This window comes from Flavobacterium sp. CYK-55 (assembly GCF_018413465.1).
Classification (GTDB): domain Bacteria; phylum Bacteroidota; class Bacteroidia; order Flavobacteriales; family Flavobacteriaceae; genus Flavobacterium.
The window spans coordinates 278079-296967 of record NZ_JAHCDK010000003.1; the positions used below are offsets into that span (position 1 = coordinate 278079).

Consider the following 18889-nt stretch of genomic DNA (forward strand, 5'->3'; position numbering starts at 1 on the left):
TTAATACTATTTTTGTCAAAATTAGGCTTATTTTTGGCAAACCAAACTTAGCGAATCATGCTCGGGCAAAAATAACTATTTATAGCATTTAAAACCCGGGCCTTTTTATAAAAATTAACGACCTTTTTAATCATGCGTAAGCTACATAAAATCAAATTATTAACCTTATTACTTGTTTCCTTTTTCTGTATTTCGGCCTTAGGTCAATCCAATAATAAATTCAAAGTCACCCTTGATGCCGGGCATGGCGCTCACGATTACGGTGCTATTTACAACGGGCACATTGAAAAAAATATTACACTAGCTGTTGTACTCAAACTAGGAAAAATACTAGAGTCAAACCCCAATATTATTGTTAATTACACCCGTAAAACCGATGTGTTTATCGAGCTCGTTGAACGTTCAAGCATTGCCAACCGAGCCGACGCCAATATTTTTGTTTCAATTCATTGTAATGCCAATAAAAATCCGGCAGCTTGCGGAAGCGAAACCTATGTGATGGGTCTCAACAAAAATGCTTCTAACTTAGCAGTGGCAAAAAGTGAAAATGCCGTAATTACGCTAGAGAAAGACTACAAACAAAAATACGAAGGTTTTGATCCAAACAATCCGAGTTCAATGATTGGTATCACACTGATGCAAGAAGAATATCTAGACAACAGTATTTCATTGGCCAGTAAAATTCAAGACGAATTCGGACAAATCAGCCGTAAAACTCGCGGAGTTAAGCAAGCCCCTTTTATGGTTTTACACAAAGCTTACATGCCGCGTGTGCTCATTGAAACCGGTTTTATCTCTAATCCATCTGAAGGCGATTTTTTAGATTCCGAAGAAGGTCAGCAAGAAGTTGCTGAAGCTATTGCGCGCGCCATTGTTAGCTATAAAAAAGAATATTTCGGAGCCAATTCAGGTGATGTGATTGATCGACCTTCTAAAAAAATGGAGCAAGAGCCAACACCAGTAACCAATAAAGAAACGACAAACGTTCCAACCAAAGAAGAACCGAAAGCTGAGAAGCCATCAGAGCCTAAACCTTCTGAAAAAGCAGGTATCATTTTTAAAGTACAAATTGCTGCGGCCAACAAAAAAATAGAAACAGCGCCATCAAATTTCAAAGGTTTAAAAAATGTACAAATGACCACCGATGGCGGAAATCTATACAAATATACTTATGGCGAAACTTCAGATTATGAAACAGCCAAGCGCAATTTGGACGAAGCCAAGAAAAAAGGCTACACTTCTGCCTATTTAATTGCTTTTAAAGACGGACAGAAAATCAGCGTTCAAGAAGCTTTAAAATAAAACCCGATTGAATTAATTATCATAAATTTGCCAAAAAAATCATACTTTGAAACTTACTCGCGAAATCAAAACGGCCATATTGGTTATTGCATCGATATCCTTATTCATTTGGGGTTACAGCTTTTTAAAAGGAAAAGACTTATTCGAATCGTACCAAACTTTTTTTGTTGAATATGATTCTGTTGAAGGATTGGGCAAAAGTGCTCCGGTTACTTTAAACGGATTGGTGATTGGTAAAGTCAATGGCATTCATTTTTCTGATGAGCATCCCGAAAAGCTGGTGGTTGAATTACAAGTAAAATCAGATTTTCCGATTTCAAAATCCTCTAGAGCTTTGATGTATGAGCCGGGCTTGATTGCCGGAAAACAAATCATGATTGAGCCCAATTTAACCGATAAAACCATGGCTACCTCAGGTAGTTTTTTAACCGGAGGACTTAAACCAGGATTAACCGACGTAGTGGGTGAGAAGGTTGCTCCGCTTCAGGCGAAACTTGATAAAATTCTTACCCAAGTTGATCAAATGCTCACCGGCATCAACAACGTTTTAGATGAGAAAGGTCAAGCCGATTTGAAAAAATCACTTTCTGAGTTGAGCCAAACCATTGCCGAGTTTCACAAAACCTCGCAAAGCGTCAATCAGATGGTTGATCAAAACAAAGCCAACTTCAACGGAATTGCCGCCGACTTCAAAAAAACATCGGGCAATTTTGCCAAAATATCTGATTCACTGCAACGAGCCAATTTAGGTCAGACGGTTAAAAATTTACAATTGACCATGAAAAAAGTCGACGATATGCTTTCTGAAATCAACCAAGGAAAAGGCACCGCCGGAAAACTGGTCAAAGACGAAGCTCTGTATAACAACCTATCCAAAAGCACCAAAGAACTTGAATTGTTGCTGCAAGATTTACGACTCAACCCAACGCGTTACATCAATGTTTCACTGTTCGGCAAAAAGAACAAACCTTATGTAGCGCCCAAAGAAAACGAACCTAATAAATAACTGATATGAGCATTTTAGGAAACCTATTTTTTGCCTTGATATTGGTAGCCGGTGTTGGTTACTTTGTCATGAATGTCAAAAAACTCATCAGAAACATCAACCTCGGACAAGACATTGACCGAACCGACCGCAAAAATGAACGCTGGAACAATATGATCCGCGTGGCTTTGGGTCAATCTAAAATGGTCAAAAGACCCGTGGCCGGTTTCTTGCATATTTTGGTGTATGTAGGTTTTGTCATCATCAACATTGAAGTTCTTGAAATTGTCATTGATGGATTGCTTGGAACCCACCGCGTTTTCTCATTTATGGGCGGATTATACGATGTGCTCATTGGTTCATTTGAAATTCTAGCCGTTTTGGTTTTGTTTGCCGTAATCGTTTTTCTCATCCGCAGAAATGTCATCAAACTCAAACGATTCATCAGTTCAGATTTGAAAGGATGGCCGGCTAGCGATGCTAATTACATTTTGTATTTTGAAATTGTACTCATGTCATTGTTCTTGCTTATGAACGCTGCCGATTTTCACTTACAAAACGTTCCGGGCGGATTTGGACATTATCATCAAGCAGGCGCATTTCCGGTGTCGCAATTTTTGGCTCCGATTTTTGACGGAATGAACCATGCAGCCGTGGCCATGCTTGAAAGAACCTTTTGGTGGATTCATATTATAGGTATTTTAGTTTTCTTAAACTATCTGTATTATTCAAAGCATTTACACATTTTGTTGGCGTTTCCGAATACTTTTTATGCTGATTTGAATGCCAAAGGAAAAATTGACAACCTTGAGTCAGTTACTAAAGAAGTTAAGCTCATGATGGATCCGAATGCCGATCCGTTTGCGGCTCCACCGGCTGATGCTGCCGAAGCTCCGGCAAAATTTGGTGCCAGCGATGTGATGGATTTGAATTGGGTACAATTGCTCAACGCATACACTTGTACTGAATGCGGACGCTGTACTTCATCGTGTCCGGCCAACCAAACCGGTAAAAAACTATCACCGCGTAAAATCATGATGGACACGCGCGACCGTTTGACCGAAGTGGGTAAAAATATCGATGCCAACCAAGGCGTTTTTGTTCCGGATAACAAGAGTTTGCTCAATGATTATATTACCCCAGAAGAACTTTGGGCTTGTACATCATGCAATGCTTGTGTTGAAGAATGTCCGGTGAACATCAGCCCGTTATCGATCATCATGGACATGCGTCGTTATTTGGTTATGGAACAAAGCGCGGCTCCAATGTCACTCAATGCGATGATGACCAACATCGAGAACAACGGCGCGCCATGGCAATACAACCAACAAGACCGATTAAACTGGAAAAACGAATCATAATTACATACACAATAAAGATGAATGCTCATATTTGTGAGGCTTGAGGATTTGTCAAATGAACTTGAAAAACCATTAAAAAAGGAAACAAATGAAAGCGGAAGACATTGACAAGAACCTGCAAAGTGTAACCGAAAACGGACAACATCTGAGTCCGATTTTGCCAGAAGGCATTAAAAATTATCTCATTGACATTGACGGAACCATCTGCGACGACATTCCCAACGAAGAGCCAGAAAGAATGCTCACAGCCGAGGTTTATCCGGATGCATTGATCACATTAAACAAATGGTTTGACGAAGGACATGTTATTTTCTTCTTCACCTCAAGAACCGAAGCACACCGTGAATACACTGAAATCTGGCTTAAAAAGCACGGTTTTAAATACCACGGAATTTTGTTCGGAAAACCGCGCGGCGGAAATTATCACTGGATTGACAATCACTTGGTAAAAGCCACTCGCTACCGCGGAAAATTCACCGACTTGATTGAAAAAGAAGTGACCATTCAGGTTTTTGACGACGGAAAACACGAATAGAGTGCCTGAGCTGCATAGTGACTGAGTGCCTGAGCTTTGACAACTATGTAATAAATATAATTCAACATTTAAAGATATGGAGCAATTAAACGTGCCGACCATGGCTGAAATGCTGGCGCAAGGAAAACAACCCGAAGTTTTATTTTGGGTGGGTTGTGCCGGAAGTTTTGACGACAGAGCTAAGAAAATCACCAAAGCTTTTGTTCGAATTCTCAATCGCGCGCAAGTAGAGTTTGCCGTTTTGGGAACCGAAGAAAGCTGTACCGGTGATCCGGCCAAACGCGCCGGAAACGAATTTTTGTTTCAAATGCAAGCGCTCATGAACATTGAAGTGCTCAATGCTTACGAAGCCAAAAAAATCGTAACGGCTTGTCCGCATTGTTTTAATACGCTCAAGAATGAATACCCTGAATTAGGTGGAAATTATCAAGTGGTTCACCATACTGAATTCCTCAAAGAATTACTTGATGCCGGTAGACTCACTATTGAAGGCGGCCAATTCAAAGGAAAGAAAATCACTTTCCACGATCCTTGTTATTTAGGACGCGCCAATAATGTTTATGAAGCTCCGCGCGAATTAATCGAAAAACTCGATGCCGAATTGGTTGAAATGAAACGCTCGCGCGCCAACGGTTTATGCTGTGGTGCCGGTGGCGCTCAGATGTTTAAAGAGCCCGAGAATGGCAACAAAGATATCAATGTTGAACGCACCGAAGATGCTCTGGAAACCCAATCTGAGCTCATTGCTGCGGGTTGTCCGTTTTGCAACACCATGCTTACCGACGGCGTGAAAGCCAAAGAAAAAGAAGGCCAAGTAAAAGTGTTGGATGTAGCTGAGCTCATTGCCAACGCACAAGATTTATAAAAAGACAAACATGTACGTTCCTTTTGAAAATTTACCACCTGAATCACGCATTTGGATTTATCAATCTAACCGCAAGTTTTCAGATGAAGAATGGGCAGCCATTGAAGCTGAAGTTAAAGATTTTGTTGATTCATGGGCAGCGCACGGAACCTCACTTGAGGCTTCATTTGTATTGAAATACAATCGATTCATCATCTTGGCCGTCAACCCAGAAATCCAGCAAGCGACGGGCTGTTCTATTGATCGTTCGGTGCAATTCATCCAATCACTTGAAGAAAAATACCAAGTTGATTTACTCGATAAAATGAATGTGACTTTTAAACTCGGAGAGCACATTGCCTACAAACCATTGATGGAATTCAAAAAAATGGTCAAAGACAAGGCTGTTTCTGAGAAAACCATCGTATTCAACAATCTAGTCAATACCATTGAAGAATGGAACTATGACTGGGAAATTCCCGCTGGCGAGAGTTGGCACAGCCGCTTTTTTTAAACCAACATTCATGAATAAACCGCTTTCAAAAATCGGCCTTTGGGGCAGTATGTTTTTATTGAGTGTAGGTTGTGCTACCAAAAAAACAGTAGTAACGCCAACGCCGGTAGTGGTTGAAAAACCAGTCGTCAAAGCCTTTAACGAACTTCAAGAAGATTTTGATTCTGTAGCCGAAAAAAAATGGGTCGACAGTGTATATCAATCTATGGGATTTGACGAGCGCATCGGACAACTGTTCATGGTTTCGGCCTATTCAAACAAAGATTCGCTGCATGTCAAATCAATTGATAAACTCATCAAAGAGAATCAAGTGGGCGGTTTGATTTTCTTTCAAGGCGGACCAGTGCGTCAAGCCAAACTCACCAATCGTTATCAAGCAGAATCCAAGGTTCCTCTTTTGATTGGAATTGACGCAGAGTGGGGCTTGAGCATGCGTTTAGATTCTACTTATCGCTATCCGTTCAATATGACTTTGGGCGCGATTGAAAACAAAAAACTCATCGAAAAAGTAGGGGAACAAATGGGCCAACAGAACAAACGCGTTGGTGTCCATTTTAATTTTGCTCCGGTTTTGGATATCAATACCAACCCGAAAAACCCAATCATTGGCTTTCGTTCTTTTGGTGAAAACAAAGAAAACGTAACCGAAAGCGCCCTCGCCTTAATGAAAGGATATCAAAGTCAAGGGCTTATTTCAACCGGAAAACACTTCCCGGGCCATGGCGATACCGAAGTTGACTCGCACAACGCTTTACCGACGATTAACTTTACACGGGCGCGATTGGATTCACTAGAAATGTATCCGTACAAAAAACTCTTCAAAGAAGGTTTGGCCTCAGTAATGGTGGCGCACTTGAATGTTCCGAGTATGGAACCGCGTGCTGATGTTCCTTCATCGGTTTCGCACAACATTATTACAGACGTTCTTAAAAATGAATTGGGCTTTAAAGGACTTATATTTACCGATGCGCTCAATATGAAAGCGGCCAAGAATTTTCGTCAGCCCGGCGATATAGATTTAGAAGCCTTTTTGGCCGGAAATGACATTTTGCTTTGTGCCGAAAATGTTCCGGTAGCCGCGGATAAAATCTGTATGGCCATGCAAGACAGCTTGATTTCAGAAGAGCGTTTGGCTTATTCGGTCAAGAAGATTCTCAAGTATAAATACAAAACCGGACTGAATCATTATCAAGCGGTTGACACCCAAAACTTATACAATGATTTAAACACGGTTACCAGTGATGCACTGCAATATGACTTGTACGAAAATGCGATTACTGTTGTTAAAAATCATGAAAGTGTCTTGCCGATTCGAGCGCTTGAAAAAGAAAAAATTGCCTACGTAAAATTGGGTGATGATCAAAATATTTCCTTTGTAAATTCCTTAAAAAAATACACGGATATTACCGAAATCAACGACGATGATTTAGAATGTCTCAAAGATTCATTGCGCGGATTTACCAAAGTAATTGTCGGTTTTCACAAATCAGACAAAGCCTGGAAAAGCCACAATATGTCTGAGAAAGATTTACTTTGGCTTAGTGAAATTGCCAAAGATAACACGGTTATTTTAGACGCTTTTACACGACCTTATGCTTTGAGTGCTATCCAGGATTTCACCAATATTGAAGCGGTTATTGTATCCTACCAAAACAATGAAATTGCACAAACCGTTTCAGCTGAACTCATATTTGGAGCTATTGCTGCACAAGGAAAACTTCCGGTAAGCATTAACGAGCAATACAAAGCCGGCGTGGGCATGAATACCGAAAAACTCAACCGAATTGGGTTTGCGATGCCTGAAAATGTTGGAATGAATTCAGCAACGCTCAACAAAATTGAAAACTTTACACGCTATGCCATCGGTAAAAAAATGGCTCCGGGCATGCAAATATTGGTTGCTAGAAAAGGGAAAGTTGTTTATCACAAATCATTCGGTGCGCAGACTTATGAAACCGATGCGCCAAAAATCAACAACAACACGATTTATGACATTGCATCGCTGACCAAAATCATAGGCACATTGCCGCTGGTGATGCAACAATACGATACCCAAAAAATCAACTTAGAAACGCCTTTAAAATCTTTATTGCCGATTTTTGAAGGCTCAGACAAACAAGATATTCCGCTTAAAGATTTGTTGTCGCACTATGCGCGTTTACAGGCGTGGATTCCGTTTTACAAAGCAACATTAGATGCCAATCAAAAACCATTGGCAAAATATTACAGCAAAGTCAAAACAGCTGAATTTTCGAAGCAAGTGGCCGATAGTTTGTTCATCCGCAATGACTACCATGACAGCATCATGAAGCAAATTGTCAAAAGTCCGTTGCTGGATAAAAAAGAATATAAATACAGCGATTTTACGTTTATCATTTTGCGTGATTATCTTGAAAAAGCGTTTGGAAAAAGCATTGATCAACTTGCTAATGAAGCCTTTTTTGCGCCTTTAGGAATGACAACCACAACTTATAATCCGCTCAATAAGTATAATAAACGTGACATTCCACCTACTGAAGATGACCATTATTTCAGACATCAAATCATTCAAGGTTATGTGCATGATATGGAAGCAGCCATGGAAGGCGGTTTGGGCGGTCATGCCGGATTGTTCTCAAACGCCATTGACTTAGCCAAAATGATGCAAATGTATCTGAACAAAGGCTTTTACGGCGGACGCGATTACTTTTCATCCAGCACTTTTGATATCTTTAATACGTGTCATTTTTGTGCCGAAGGAAATCGTCGCGGCCTTGGATTAGACAAGCCTCAATTGCCTGGAACCAGCGGACCAACTTGTGGTTGTGCTTCTATGAATAGTTTCGGGCATACAGGATTTACGGGAACCATAGCTTGGGCTGACCCGGATGCTGAACTGATTTATATCTTCTTGTCGAACAGAACTTTTCCGGATGCTACAGTAAACCAAATTTCAAAAGAAAACATTCGCGAAGACATACAGAAAGTGATTTACGAAGCTATTCAGAAATAGCCTGATTATTTAACGAATCTTCAGAAAAATCTAAAGGTCTTTTTAGTACTTTCGTTTTACTAAAAACAAACTATGAAAATTGCCATTGTTTGCTATCCAACCTTCGGAGGAAGCGGTGTTGTAGCCACAGAATTAGGTCTTGAACTCGCACGCCGCGGGCACGAAATTCATTTCATTACGTACCGACAGCCTGTACGCTTGGCATTACTCAACGCAAATGTACATTACCATGAAGTAAATGTACCCGAATATCCGCTATTTCATTACCAACCCTATGAATTGGCTTTGTCAAGCAAATTGGTTGACATGGTTAGACTTCATAAAATTGAACTTTTACATGTGCATTATGCCATTCCACATGCTTATGCAGGTTATATGGCTAAACAAATGCTCAAAGAGTACAACATTGATTTACCAATGGTTACAACACTTCACGGTACTGACATCACATTGGTTGGCAATCATCCTTTTTACAAACCGGCCGTAACTTTTAGCATTAACAAATCTGACATAGTAACTTCGGTTTCACAAAGTTTAAAAGATGAAACGCTCAAACTTTTTCAAATCACCAATAATATAGAGGTAATTCCAAACTTTATTGAACTTGACAAAAAAGTCAATGAACAAAACACACCATGTTATCGTTCGGTCCTAGCACAAAAAGAAGAGCGTGTTATTACACATATCAGTAACTTCAGACGTGTAAAACGAATACAAGATGTTGTCAAAATTTTTTATAAAATTCAACAAGAAATTCCGGCCAAACTCATGATGGTTGGCGACGGCCCTGAAAAAGAAAAGGCCGAGATTTTGTGCGAAGAACTTGGTATTCAAGACAAGGTTATCTTCTTCGGAAACAGCAATGAAGTTGATCGAATTTTGAGTTATACCGATTTGTTTTTACTTCCGTCAGAGACCGAAAGTTTTGGTTTGGCTGCCTTGGAGGCAATGGCAATGGGAGTTCCGGTGATTTCAAGTAATTCCGGTGGATTACCTGAAGTAAATGAACATGGCGTTTCAGGCTATTTGAGTAATGTAGGCGATGTAGATAGTATGGCCAACAATGCTTTAAAAATTATTCGTCATATAAAAACTTTATCAGAATTCAAAAAACAAGCACTAGAAACAGCGCGCAAGTTTGATATTCATCAAATACTTCCTTTGTATGAAGAATTATATCAGCGTGCAATGCGTACTTACGCTTAAATTATATTTTATGAAAAGAATTCTCGGAGTTGTCCTTATTTTTACTACAATATACAGTTGTGGTCCAAGCAAAAACACTACTGCAGTAAAACCTTTGTATGAAGTTTTGTCTGTTCGTGAAGACGGTGGTGCAAGCATTCGTTTTTTTGAGATTTTATCAGAAACGCGCGAAATAAAAATGCTTCAAAATGACGAAGAACTCAAAAACAAAATATCGGCTTCTGATTTGAACGAATCAAATTTTGTGATCCTCAATATGGGCGAAAAGCAAACACTAGGTTACAACATAACTGTTAAAAAAGTAGTTGAGATGCCTGATAAAATTATCATTACTGTTGAAGATCGTGAGCCCAAAACACAAAATGTTCCCGAACAAGATGTCTATTATTATCCGTGCACAATTGTCAAGGTTAACTCAAAAAAAGAAATTGTCGTAGAATAAAAAAATCCATCGTTATTGATGGATTTTATAAAGTCATTTTTTTGATTAAAACTGATAGCGAACACTCAATCCTATATCTGAACCGTAGTGGTCTTTGTAGTAATCTCCGCCACCAAACTCAGGACGAAAATCTAGCGAAATCATCACCGGGGCATCAAAATCATACTCAATACCAATATCACCGGCCACAAAGAAAAAACTTCCGCTATCAGAAACACCGTCATGGCTATAGCGCCATGAACCTAAACCTCCACCGGCTCCGGCATACCAATTAAATCCGCCATCAATGTTCCAAACCCATTGATACAATCCTGCTAACTTAATCGCACTAACACGATCTCTGGTGCGCCAACCTAGGTCAGCTTCAAGACGATTAGATTTTCCTAAAGCTCTTTGGTATGAAATCTCAGAACCAAATCCGTCATTGTCACCGATTCTAAGACCCAAAGCATTTTCAGAAATTTTCTGAGCTTGACCGCTCACAGCAAAACCAATTGCCAATAGTGATGCAAAAAAAAGTTTTTTCATAATCTGTTTGATTTATTTGTTGCAAACATAAGCGTATTTGCACAAAAGTTTGTCATTGTTAAAACTTAATTGTGTAGAATTTATTGTACAAACCAAATTAGAGACTCTGATAGCAATTGACTTTATTTTGAACTTAGCGCAAAAACCCTACATTTGTTTAAAACATATAAAAATGGCTGGCAATAGCTTTGGAACAATATTCAAACTGACTTCATTTGGAGAATCACACGGTGAGGCAATTGGCGGCATTATCGAGGGTTGTCCTGCCGGATTATTACTTGACTTTGATGCTATTCAAAATGATTTAAACCGAAGAAAACCCGGACAATCTGCGATTGTTTCTCAACGAAAAGAATCTGACATGGTTCAGTTCTTATCAGGTATTTTTGAAGGAAAAACTACCGGAACGCCTATTGGTTTTACACTAGCCAATTCCAATCAAAAATCAGATGATTATAGTCATATTCAAGATGTATTCAGACCAAGTCATGCAGATTATGTTTATGAGCAAAAATACGGTTTGCGCGATTATCGGGGCGGCGGAAGAAGTTCTGCTCGAGAAACTGCTTCTCGTGTAGTGGCCGGTGCCATTGCCAAACAGATTATTCCCGAAGTTAAAATCAACGCTTTTGTATCATCTGTTGGCGATATTTTTATGGACAAACCTTATCAAGCTTTAGATTTTTCAAAAACCGAAAGCAATTCGGTTCGCTGTCCGGACGAAGAAAGCGCGCAAAAAATGGAATCCCTCATTCGCGAAGTACGAGCACAAGGCGACACCATTGGAGGAACTATTACCTGTGTAATACAAAATGTCCCTGTGGGCTGGGGCGAACCTGTTTTTGACAAACTACACGCACAATTAGGCAAAGCCATGCTTTCAATCAATGCGGTCAAAGGTTTTGAATATGGCAGCGGATTCTGTGGTGCTCGTATGAAAGGAAGTGAGCATAATGATTTACAAAACCCAGATGGATCAACAAAAAGCAATTTGTCGGGTGGTATTCAAGGTGGCATATCCAATGGTATGGATATTTATTTTAGAGTAGCCTTTAAACCTGTTGCCACTTTAATTCAAACACAACCTATGCTTAATCACAATGGAAAAATAGAACAAGTTCAAGGCAAAGGCCGACATGATCCTTGTGTAGTTCCCAGAGCAGTTCCTATTGTTGAAGCTATGGCAGCTATTGTTTTAGCTGATTTTTATCTCCTGCAAAAAACCAATCGCATTTAATATGACCATGATGAATTCACCCGAAAATCAATCAAAATCAATCTTTTCAAATCTCACAACCCAAATATTACTCGCTATGCTGTTGGGTATTATTTTGGGAATTTTTATTCACAACAATTGGACAGAAGAAGCCGCCAAAGAATTCAGCGGTTACATCAAAATGCTAGCAACCATTTTTATTCGGTTGGTACAAATGATTATTTCGCCACTTGTTTTTACAACTTTAGTGGTTGGGATTGCCAAACTTGGAGATATCAAAGCTGTGGGTAGAATCGGAGGGAAGGCGCTCGGTTGGTTCTTTACGGCTTCATTTATTTCGTTGCTCATCGGGATGTTTTGGGTAAACATACTCCAACCGGGTGTTGGACTTAATTTACCTTCTGTTGATTTGACTACTGCAAGCGAAGTCACAGAAAAAACGCAGAATTTTTCAGCTCAAAATTTTGTCGAACACATTATTCCTAAAAGTATTGTTGAAGCCATGGCCACCAATGAAATCCTGCAGATTGTGATTTTCTCAATCTTCTTCGGGTTAGCCGCAGCTTCTATTGGCGATTATGCAAAACCGGTTGTCTCGGCTTTAGACAAAACTTCGCACATCATTTTAAAAATGGTTAATTACGTAATGAAATTTGCTCCGATTGGCGTTTTTGGCGCTATTGCCGGTGTTTTTTCGGTACGAGATTTTGGTGAACTAGCACTGACTTATGCCAAGTTTTTTGGGTCATTCTTGGTAGGAATTACATCGCTTTGGGTTATTTTGTTGCTTGTTGGGTTTATGTTTCTTAAAAATAAAATGAGTACTTTACTTAAACACATTATAAGCCCATTGATTATTGCCTTTGGAACCACCAGTAGTGAAGCCGTTTTCCCGAAACTCACCGAAGAATTAGAACGTTTTGGCATCAAAGACAAAATTGTATCCTTTATGCTGCCGCTGGGTTATTCTTTTAACTTGGACGGAAGCATGATGTACATGACTTTTGCCAGTATTTTCATAGCACAAGCCTACGGAATCAACCTTGAAACAGGCACACAACTAACCATGCTTCTAGTCTTGATGCTCACCAGTAAAGGAATTGCAGGCGTACCGAGAGCCAGTTTGGTGGTGGTTGCTGCTACCTGCGGCATGTTTAAAATTCCCGTTGAAGGCATTGCGCTTATTCTGCCCATCGATCATTTTTGTGATATGTTTAGAAGCGCCACCAATGTGCTCGGAAATGCTTTGGCGACATCAGTAGTGGGCAAGTGGGAAAAAGAAGATTAATTTAGAATCAAACAGATTTAGTTTATACATTTGCCAAAGATTAACCATTCAATAAAATAAATATGAAAAAACTATTACTTTCTGGTCTTTTCCTGGCATCAGGTTTAGCACAAGCCCAATTGCTAGATTCTGAAGACTTTAACTCAATGACTATCGGAAACGTTGGAACTGATATTACTGGCGCTACTGAGGGACAAAATGCATGGATCACTAGTGTTTCTGGAGGTTCTAATACGGACTTCATGATTGTTGCCAACGATGCAACACATCAAAACGTTCTGCAAATCACAGGATCAGCAACTGCCACCGGCACACGCTTTATGTGGCATGACGGCTTACCTGACCAATGGACATTCAGAGATGCAGGAAACGATATTTTACAAGTAGAGTTTGATTTATTTACAGGCCCAGTAACCACTAGTAAAAACACTCATCGTGTAATGCTTTTCAATGCAGACAGATCAAAGTTTTTAGGCGGGTTAATGTTTGCTGCAGACACCAAAATTATATCAGGTTTATCCTATTACAATAACGCAGGAACACTCGGAAACTACTCTTTCAACCCAACATCTGGAGCCGTGACATTAGCAGCTAATACTTGGGTTCGAATGGGTTTCAGCTTTAATTTAACAACTGGTGTAGTTATTTGTAAAGCACCTGGGTTAAACATGACAATTCCTGGAGCCGCAGCTGGTGAAGCTCCGGATGAATTAAATATACTTGTTGCAGCTGGTACTGGAAACACAGTTTCAAGCGTTGCCTTATTTGACAACTATAATGTTACTGCTTCAGCAACCGATACACTTTTAGCCAATGATGTATTTATGCCAGTTACTAGTAATGATTTTAAAATATATCCTATCCCAGCCAACAATAACATCATGGTGAGTAATAGCGCTAACGTTGAAATCAATCAAATTCAAGTTTCAGATATCAACGGAAGAATCATAAAAGACATCAAAGTTAAAAATACTTCAGAAGCCAATATTGATATCTCAAATTTAAATTCTGGTGTTTATCTAATTAAGGTTATTTCGACCGAGGGCGCCATGATTCGCAAGATTATTAAAAATTAATAAAATGAAAATACATAAAAAACGCCCTCCATCGGGCGTTTTTTTTATGTCAAAAATTTTGAAGCTAATTCAGCGGTTGGAATCATGCAAACCACTTTTTTACCATACCATTTATAGCGTTTGGCCGCAACTAAATCATAAACCCAATTTCTGATAGGAGTAGGCAGTATTCTAAAAACTGTTCCTAAGTGAAAAAATCCGCCGAGACCTTTGGCAATTTGAATAGCAGCGGTTGATTTCGTGTAATATGCTTTTCCGGGAATGTACAAAACCACCGTGTCAATTTTCTTGTTAGAAATTCCGATATAATTAAGAACCTGCTGACCCATCTCAGATTGCAAAGCCACGAATCGAAACTGATCTTGCGCATCGTGCTTGATAACAAACTGCACCAGCGAATCGCACAAGTTGCAAACACCGTCAAAAAGAATTATTTTTTTGCCTTGAGGAAATTCCATATCTATTTTTTAATCGGTTCAACATATTCTAAAACTTCTAAACGCACCGTTGACGTAAACAGACCATAATTAACTATAGCTTTGTTTTTTTCAATTTTTTCAATCGTCCCGATGGCTTGACCGTCTTGCATACGGGCGCGATCACCCACTTTAAGTTCGCGCTTAGGTTTTTCAGGAACAATAGCGGCTATACGTTTCTTTTCTTTTTTCTCTTTGCGAATTTTCTCTACCTGAACTTGAACTTCTTTAACTATTTCTTTTTGTTTGACTTCTTGTGCCTTGACTTCTTTGGCAGAAGCTTTCTTTCGTTTAGAATTCTCAATTTCAACCATTTTTAAAAACTCACCAATGAGTTCTTTTTTGTCTTTATTGCTGAAGTATTTGCTTGATATATCGTCTATTTTTTGTCCGATGTAAATCAAACGCTGGTTGCTGTCATACAATTCTTGATAGCTTTCGAGTTTTTGTTTGATTTTCTGATTGATAGCCTCCATTTTCTTGCTTTCTTCACGCGCTCTGATTTCTTCTTCTTTGAGTGTTTGTGAGGTTTTCTCTAGCTTGGAACGCTCTTTTTGCAAATTGGCAATGGTTTTGTCAAATCTTACTTTACCAACTTCTACACGTTTTTTGGCACGATTAATCAAACCATAAGGAATACCGTTTTTCTGGGCAACTTCAAAAGTAAATGAGCTTCCGGCTTGGCCCAAAACCAATTTGTAAATCGGTTCAAGTGATTTTTCATCAAAAAGCATATTGGCGTTGGTTGCGTGAGGCAATTCGTTAGCTAGTATTTTTAAGTTAGAATAGTGCGTGGTAATGATGCCAAAAGCTTCGCGATGATAGAATTCTTCTAAAAAAACTTCGGCCAAAGCACCGCCTAATTCCGGATCGGAACCGGTGCCAAATTCATCAATCAAAAACATGGTTTTGTTATTACATTTCTTTAAAAAGTAATTCATGTTTTTTAAACGGTAGCTATAAGTACTTAAATGATTTTCAATAGATTGATTATCGCCAATATCCGTTAAAATTCGGTCAAACAAAAAGGTTTCACTGCGCTCGTGCACCGGAATCAGCATGCCCGATTGAAGCATCAATTGCAACAAACCAACCGTTTTTAATGAAATGGTTTTTCCGCCGGCATTCGGTCCTGAAATCACCACAATTCTACGCTCTTGAAGCAACTCAAAAGTCTGCGGATGTGTAACTTCTTTTTTCAGATTATTGGTTAAAAGCAAAATAGGATGATAAGCATCGCGCAAATACAATCTTCTCTCTTGGGTAATTTTGGGCAATATGGCGTTCATTTTAAAACCATAACGCGCTTTGGCCGCAATCACATCAACATCTGACAGCAATTCTTGATAAGCCGAAATTAAAGGTTCATAAAAACGAATTTGCTGAGTGAGTAATTTGAGAATGCGTACAATTTCTTCTTGCTCTTCAAATTCTAAGTTGCTCAACTCACGCGAGTATTGAAAAGTAGCCTCGGGCTCAATAAAAACAATACTTCCGGTTTTTGATGTGCCTACAGCCGAACCTTTAACTTTGCGGCGATACATAGCCAGAACCGCTAAAACACGACGATTTTGCACAAAACTTTCTCTAATTTCATCCAAATAGCCCAGCGAATTATAATGGGTAAGCGCTTGGCCAAAACTCTGATTGACTTTACCACGAACCGTATTGATTCGACGGCGGATATCAGTTAAATCAGGTGATGCGCTGTCTTTGACTTCACCATATTTATCTAAAACGGCATCAATAGCCAGAATAATGGCTTTGGTTAATTCAACCGATGATGATCGCTCTTGAAGCTTCGGGTAATATTCTTCAAACTTTTTTAAAAACTGAATAAGTGTATTGCTCGTTTCAGAAATGGCGCGGATTTTTCGAAATCCATTCACTTCTAAAAAACTGCCCTCAATAGCCAAAAACTTGAGTTCATGCGCTATGTTTTCAAAACCGTGGTTCGGAATAGCATTGTTGTTCTGAAATGACGATACATATTCAGAAGTTTGCAACAAAGCATTCATAAGCTGCTCTCGATCTGGAAATGGCTTAATGGTTAGGGCTTTTTCTTTGCCTAAATCGGTTACACATTTCTCGGCTACTGCTTCTAGAACAGTCGAAAATTGTAAATCTTGCAGGGTTTTATCGGTAACTGAAATCATCAATCAGGATTGGATTCTTGTAGTGCAAACTTAACGAAAATCAATGTTATTTGATGCGCTGACAATAACTTGAATTGTTATATTTGAGCAAATTTTTAGGTATGGAAATTAGAATTGAACCGAGTTGGAAATCAGTTTTAAGCAATGAATTTGAAAAGCCGTATTTTGGTAAATTAATTTCATTTGTAAAAGCTGAATATAGTTCAAATGAATTCAAATGTTTTCCGCCCGGGCCTCAAATTTTTTCGGCGTTTGACCATTGTGCCTTTGACAAAACACAAGTTGTTATCATCGGTCAAGATCCGTATCACGGACTCGGACAAGCCAATGGTTTGTGTTTTTCTGTTTATGATGGAATTCCGTTTCCGCCATCATTGGTCAATATCTTCAAAGAAATTCAAACTGATTTACAAAAACCAATTCCTATTTCGGGCAACTTAGAACGTTGGGCTGACCAAGGAGTTTTGCTGCTCAATGCTACATTAACCGTAAGGCAAGGGCAGGCAGGAAGCCATCAAAACAAAGGTTGGGAAACATTTACCGATGCGGTAATTGAAGAATTGTCAGCCCAGAAAGAGCAGCTGGTTTTTATGCTTTGGGGTGGTTTTGCCAAGAAAAAAGGTTCGGGTATTGACCGAACCAAACACTTAGTTTTAGAATCAGGGCATCCGTCACCTCTCAGCGCCAACAAAGGACATTGGTTTGGTAACAAACATTTTAGTCAAGCCAATGAATTCTTGACTTCTGTAGGTAAAAAAAAGATTGACTGGTAATCATTTACTCAATCGTAAACGGATAATAACCACCGCCATCAAGCTCTGAATAGCGCGAATTCAAATTTAAGAATAAGTTATTGCCAATACTTTCTGAGCGAAACTCTACATCTGTGGTTGACAAACTGTTGTAACCAAAACTCAATCGATAACTTCCGGCAGAAAATCCGGATAAACTAGCTTTGAATTCATATTGGTCGCTTACAGAATTATAAACGCATTTACCCAAGATAAAATCTCCGCCATAAGCTTGACCGCGATGAACTGTTATTTGAGATTCTTGAATAGAAACTGCAACCCATTCACCATCTGTGAGTTTTTCAATTTCATATGAAAATTCAAGTTTGCCGGCGCCACCGGTAGTTTTGAATATATCTAAAGGACGACTGTGACCGGGAACGCTAAGCAATCTATCAATATCGGCCTCAACCGTAATGTTTTGATCTGTCGGCAAAGTGTCATCCATGTATACCGTTACCAGTTCAGGAGAACTCACAAAGACATCGTTGTAGAATTCGCTGTCTTTATTTGAACAATCTGCTGCCATAAGCACTGTGCCCAAAGCCGTAAAGAAAAAATATTGTAGAGTCTTTTTCATAAACAATAATTAAAAACGATACCCAAAACTAAGACCAACTCGAGAAATGATATCCGGGCTTTTGTCTTTGTTAAACATATTTGAACCAAATCCGACCAAGAATTCAATCCCGACTTTATCTTTTATATAATATTTGTAACCAACACCGGCACCGGCCGCAACATCAGAATATTTGCTTTTTTCAATGACATAATAATCGTTTCCTAAAGCATCGGTTTTAAGAACCGTTTCGCGAAAATCACCGCCATTGGCCGATAGAAAAACTTCGGCAAAATAAAAACTGCGCTGACCGTTTGATAAATTATAACGTGCGAACGGAACAACTTCATATTTTGGAATCGTGTTTCGGTTGCCTTCATCAAAATCGTCGTTTACTTTTTTGCTGTTGGCATAACTCAAAGTCAAACCTGTTGAGAAACGCCTACTTAAAAAACGTTCGTAAGTTAAGTTAGCTTTTGACGATACAATAGCTGTCACTAATTCTACACGAAATTCATTGTGTTTTTTTTCTAAATCAGCCTGAGCCAAAAGCGATGGAGCAGCCAATAAGAAAAAGAAGATATATTTCTTCATAAAAAATTAGATTGATGAGCGAAT

18 protein-coding genes are annotated in these 18889 nt (G+C 39.2%); 13 read left to right on the plus strand and 5 right to left on the minus strand.

Annotated elements, in window-relative coordinates:
- The first annotated feature begins 132 nt into the window (after nucleotides 1-132).
- The 9 genes from KIH23_RS05835 to KIH23_RS05875 all read left to right on the plus strand — a co-directional run bounded on the left by KIH23_RS05835 (nucleotide 133) and on the right by KIH23_RS05875 (nucleotide 10181).
- Entirely contained in the window at nucleotides 133-1302 is a 1170-nt protein-coding gene (locus KIH23_RS05835) for an N-acetylmuramoyl-L-alanine amidase (RefSeq protein WP_213211944.1), read from the plus strand.
- A 46-nt stretch (nucleotides 1303-1348) separates the two neighbouring features.
- Nucleotides 1349-2308, plus strand: a complete 960-nt coding sequence (locus KIH23_RS05840) for an MlaD family protein (RefSeq protein ID WP_213211946.1) — start codon at nucleotides 1349-1351, stop codon at nucleotides 2306-2308.
- 5 nt (nucleotides 2309-2313) lie between these two features.
- Nucleotides 2314-3648, plus strand: coding sequence for a (Fe-S)-binding protein (locus KIH23_RS05845; RefSeq protein ID WP_213211948.1), 1335 nt, complete (start codon nucleotides 2314-2316; stop codon nucleotides 3646-3648).
- 88 nt (nucleotides 3649-3736) lie between these two features.
- Nucleotides 3737-4183: a phosphoheptose isomerase gene (locus KIH23_RS05850; protein WP_213211950.1), complete on the plus strand. Its 447-nt coding sequence runs from the start codon at nucleotides 3737-3739 to the stop codon at nucleotides 4181-4183.
- 76 nt (nucleotides 4184-4259) lie between these two features.
- Nucleotides 4260-5048, plus strand: coding sequence for a (Fe-S)-binding protein (locus KIH23_RS05855; RefSeq protein WP_213211952.1), 789 nt, complete (start codon nucleotides 4260-4262; stop codon nucleotides 5046-5048).
- Between the two features lie 10 nt (nucleotides 5049-5058).
- Complete coding sequence (locus tag KIH23_RS05860; RefSeq protein ID WP_213211954.1) at nucleotides 5059-5541, plus strand: ABC transporter ATPase; 483 nt, start codon at nucleotides 5059-5061, stop codon at nucleotides 5539-5541.
- 10 nt (nucleotides 5542-5551) lie between these two features.
- Complete coding sequence (locus tag KIH23_RS05865; protein ID WP_213211956.1) at nucleotides 5552-8533, plus strand: glycoside hydrolase family 3 N-terminal domain-containing protein; 2982 nt, start codon at nucleotides 5552-5554, stop codon at nucleotides 8531-8533.
- 72 nt (nucleotides 8534-8605) lie between these two features.
- Nucleotides 8606-9739, plus strand: coding sequence for an N-acetyl-alpha-D-glucosaminyl L-malate synthase BshA (gene bshA, locus KIH23_RS05870; protein ID WP_213211958.1), 1134 nt, complete (start codon nucleotides 8606-8608; stop codon nucleotides 9737-9739).
- Nucleotides 9740-9749: 10 nt separating this feature from the next.
- Complete coding sequence (locus KIH23_RS05875; RefSeq protein WP_213211960.1) at nucleotides 9750-10181, plus strand: protease complex subunit PrcB family protein; 432 nt, start codon at nucleotides 9750-9752, stop codon at nucleotides 10179-10181.
- Nucleotides 10182-10226: 45 nt separating this feature from the next.
- Here the strand turns inward: KIH23_RS05875 and KIH23_RS05880 are convergent, their stop codons facing one another.
- A complete protein-coding gene (locus KIH23_RS05880) occupies nucleotides 10227-10709 on the minus strand; it encodes a hypothetical protein (RefSeq protein WP_213211962.1) in 483 nt (160 codons plus the stop codon).
- A gap of 172 nt (nucleotides 10710-10881) precedes the next feature.
- Here KIH23_RS05880 and aroC point away from each other — a divergent pair, with 172 nt between their 5' ends.
- The 3 genes from aroC (at nucleotide 10882) to KIH23_RS05895 (ending at nucleotide 14289) form a co-directional block, all read left to right on the plus strand.
- A complete protein-coding gene (gene aroC, locus KIH23_RS05885) occupies nucleotides 10882-11946 on the plus strand; it encodes a chorismate synthase (protein ID WP_213211964.1) in 1065 nt (354 codons plus the stop codon).
- A 10-nt stretch (nucleotides 11947-11956) separates the two neighbouring features.
- Nucleotides 11957-13213 carry a dicarboxylate/amino acid:cation symporter gene (locus KIH23_RS05890; protein WP_213212219.1) on the plus strand — a complete coding sequence of 419 codons (1257 nt, stop codon included), beginning with the start codon at nucleotides 11957-11959 and terminating at the stop codon, nucleotides 13211-13213.
- Between the two features lie 62 nt (nucleotides 13214-13275).
- The gene (locus tag KIH23_RS05895) at nucleotides 13276-14289 is read left to right on the plus strand and encodes a T9SS type A sorting domain-containing protein (protein WP_213211965.1); all 1014 of its coding nucleotides are present in this window, start codon (nucleotides 13276-13278) and stop codon (nucleotides 14287-14289) included.
- A 44-nt stretch (nucleotides 14290-14333) separates the two neighbouring features.
- Here the strand turns inward: KIH23_RS05895 and KIH23_RS05900 are convergent, their stop codons facing one another.
- Both KIH23_RS05900 and KIH23_RS05905 read right to left on the minus strand, forming a co-directional pair.
- Nucleotides 14334-14747 carry a thiol-disulfide oxidoreductase DCC family protein gene (locus KIH23_RS05900; protein WP_213211966.1) on the minus strand — a complete coding sequence of 138 codons (414 nt, stop codon included), beginning with the start codon at nucleotides 14745-14747 and terminating at the stop codon, nucleotides 14334-14336.
- A gap of 2 nt (nucleotides 14748-14749) precedes the next feature.
- The gene (locus KIH23_RS05905) at nucleotides 14750-16921 is read right to left on the minus strand and encodes an endonuclease MutS2 (RefSeq protein WP_213211968.1); all 2172 of its coding nucleotides are present in this window, start codon (nucleotides 16919-16921) and stop codon (nucleotides 14750-14752) included.
- 101 nt (nucleotides 16922-17022) lie between these two features.
- On the opposite strand from KIH23_RS05905, the gene ung reads away from it, so the two are divergent.
- Nucleotides 17023-17694 (plus strand): uracil-DNA glycosylase, encoded by a 672-nt coding sequence (gene ung / locus KIH23_RS05910; RefSeq protein WP_213211969.1) that lies wholly within the window; start codon nucleotides 17023-17025, stop codon nucleotides 17692-17694.
- A gap of 4 nt (nucleotides 17695-17698) precedes the next feature.
- On the opposite strand, the gene KIH23_RS05915 is transcribed toward ung, so the two are convergent.
- Together KIH23_RS05915 and KIH23_RS05920 are read right to left on the minus strand one after the other, a co-directional pair.
- Nucleotides 17699-18292: a hypothetical protein gene (locus tag KIH23_RS05915; protein WP_213211971.1), complete on the minus strand. Its 594-nt coding sequence runs from the start codon at nucleotides 18290-18292 to the stop codon at nucleotides 17699-17701.
- 9 nt (nucleotides 18293-18301) lie between these two features.
- Nucleotides 18302-18865 (minus strand): DUF3575 domain-containing protein, encoded by a 564-nt coding sequence (locus KIH23_RS05920; protein ID WP_213211972.1) that lies wholly within the window; start codon nucleotides 18863-18865, stop codon nucleotides 18302-18304.
- Nucleotides 18866-18889: the final 24 nt, after the last annotated feature.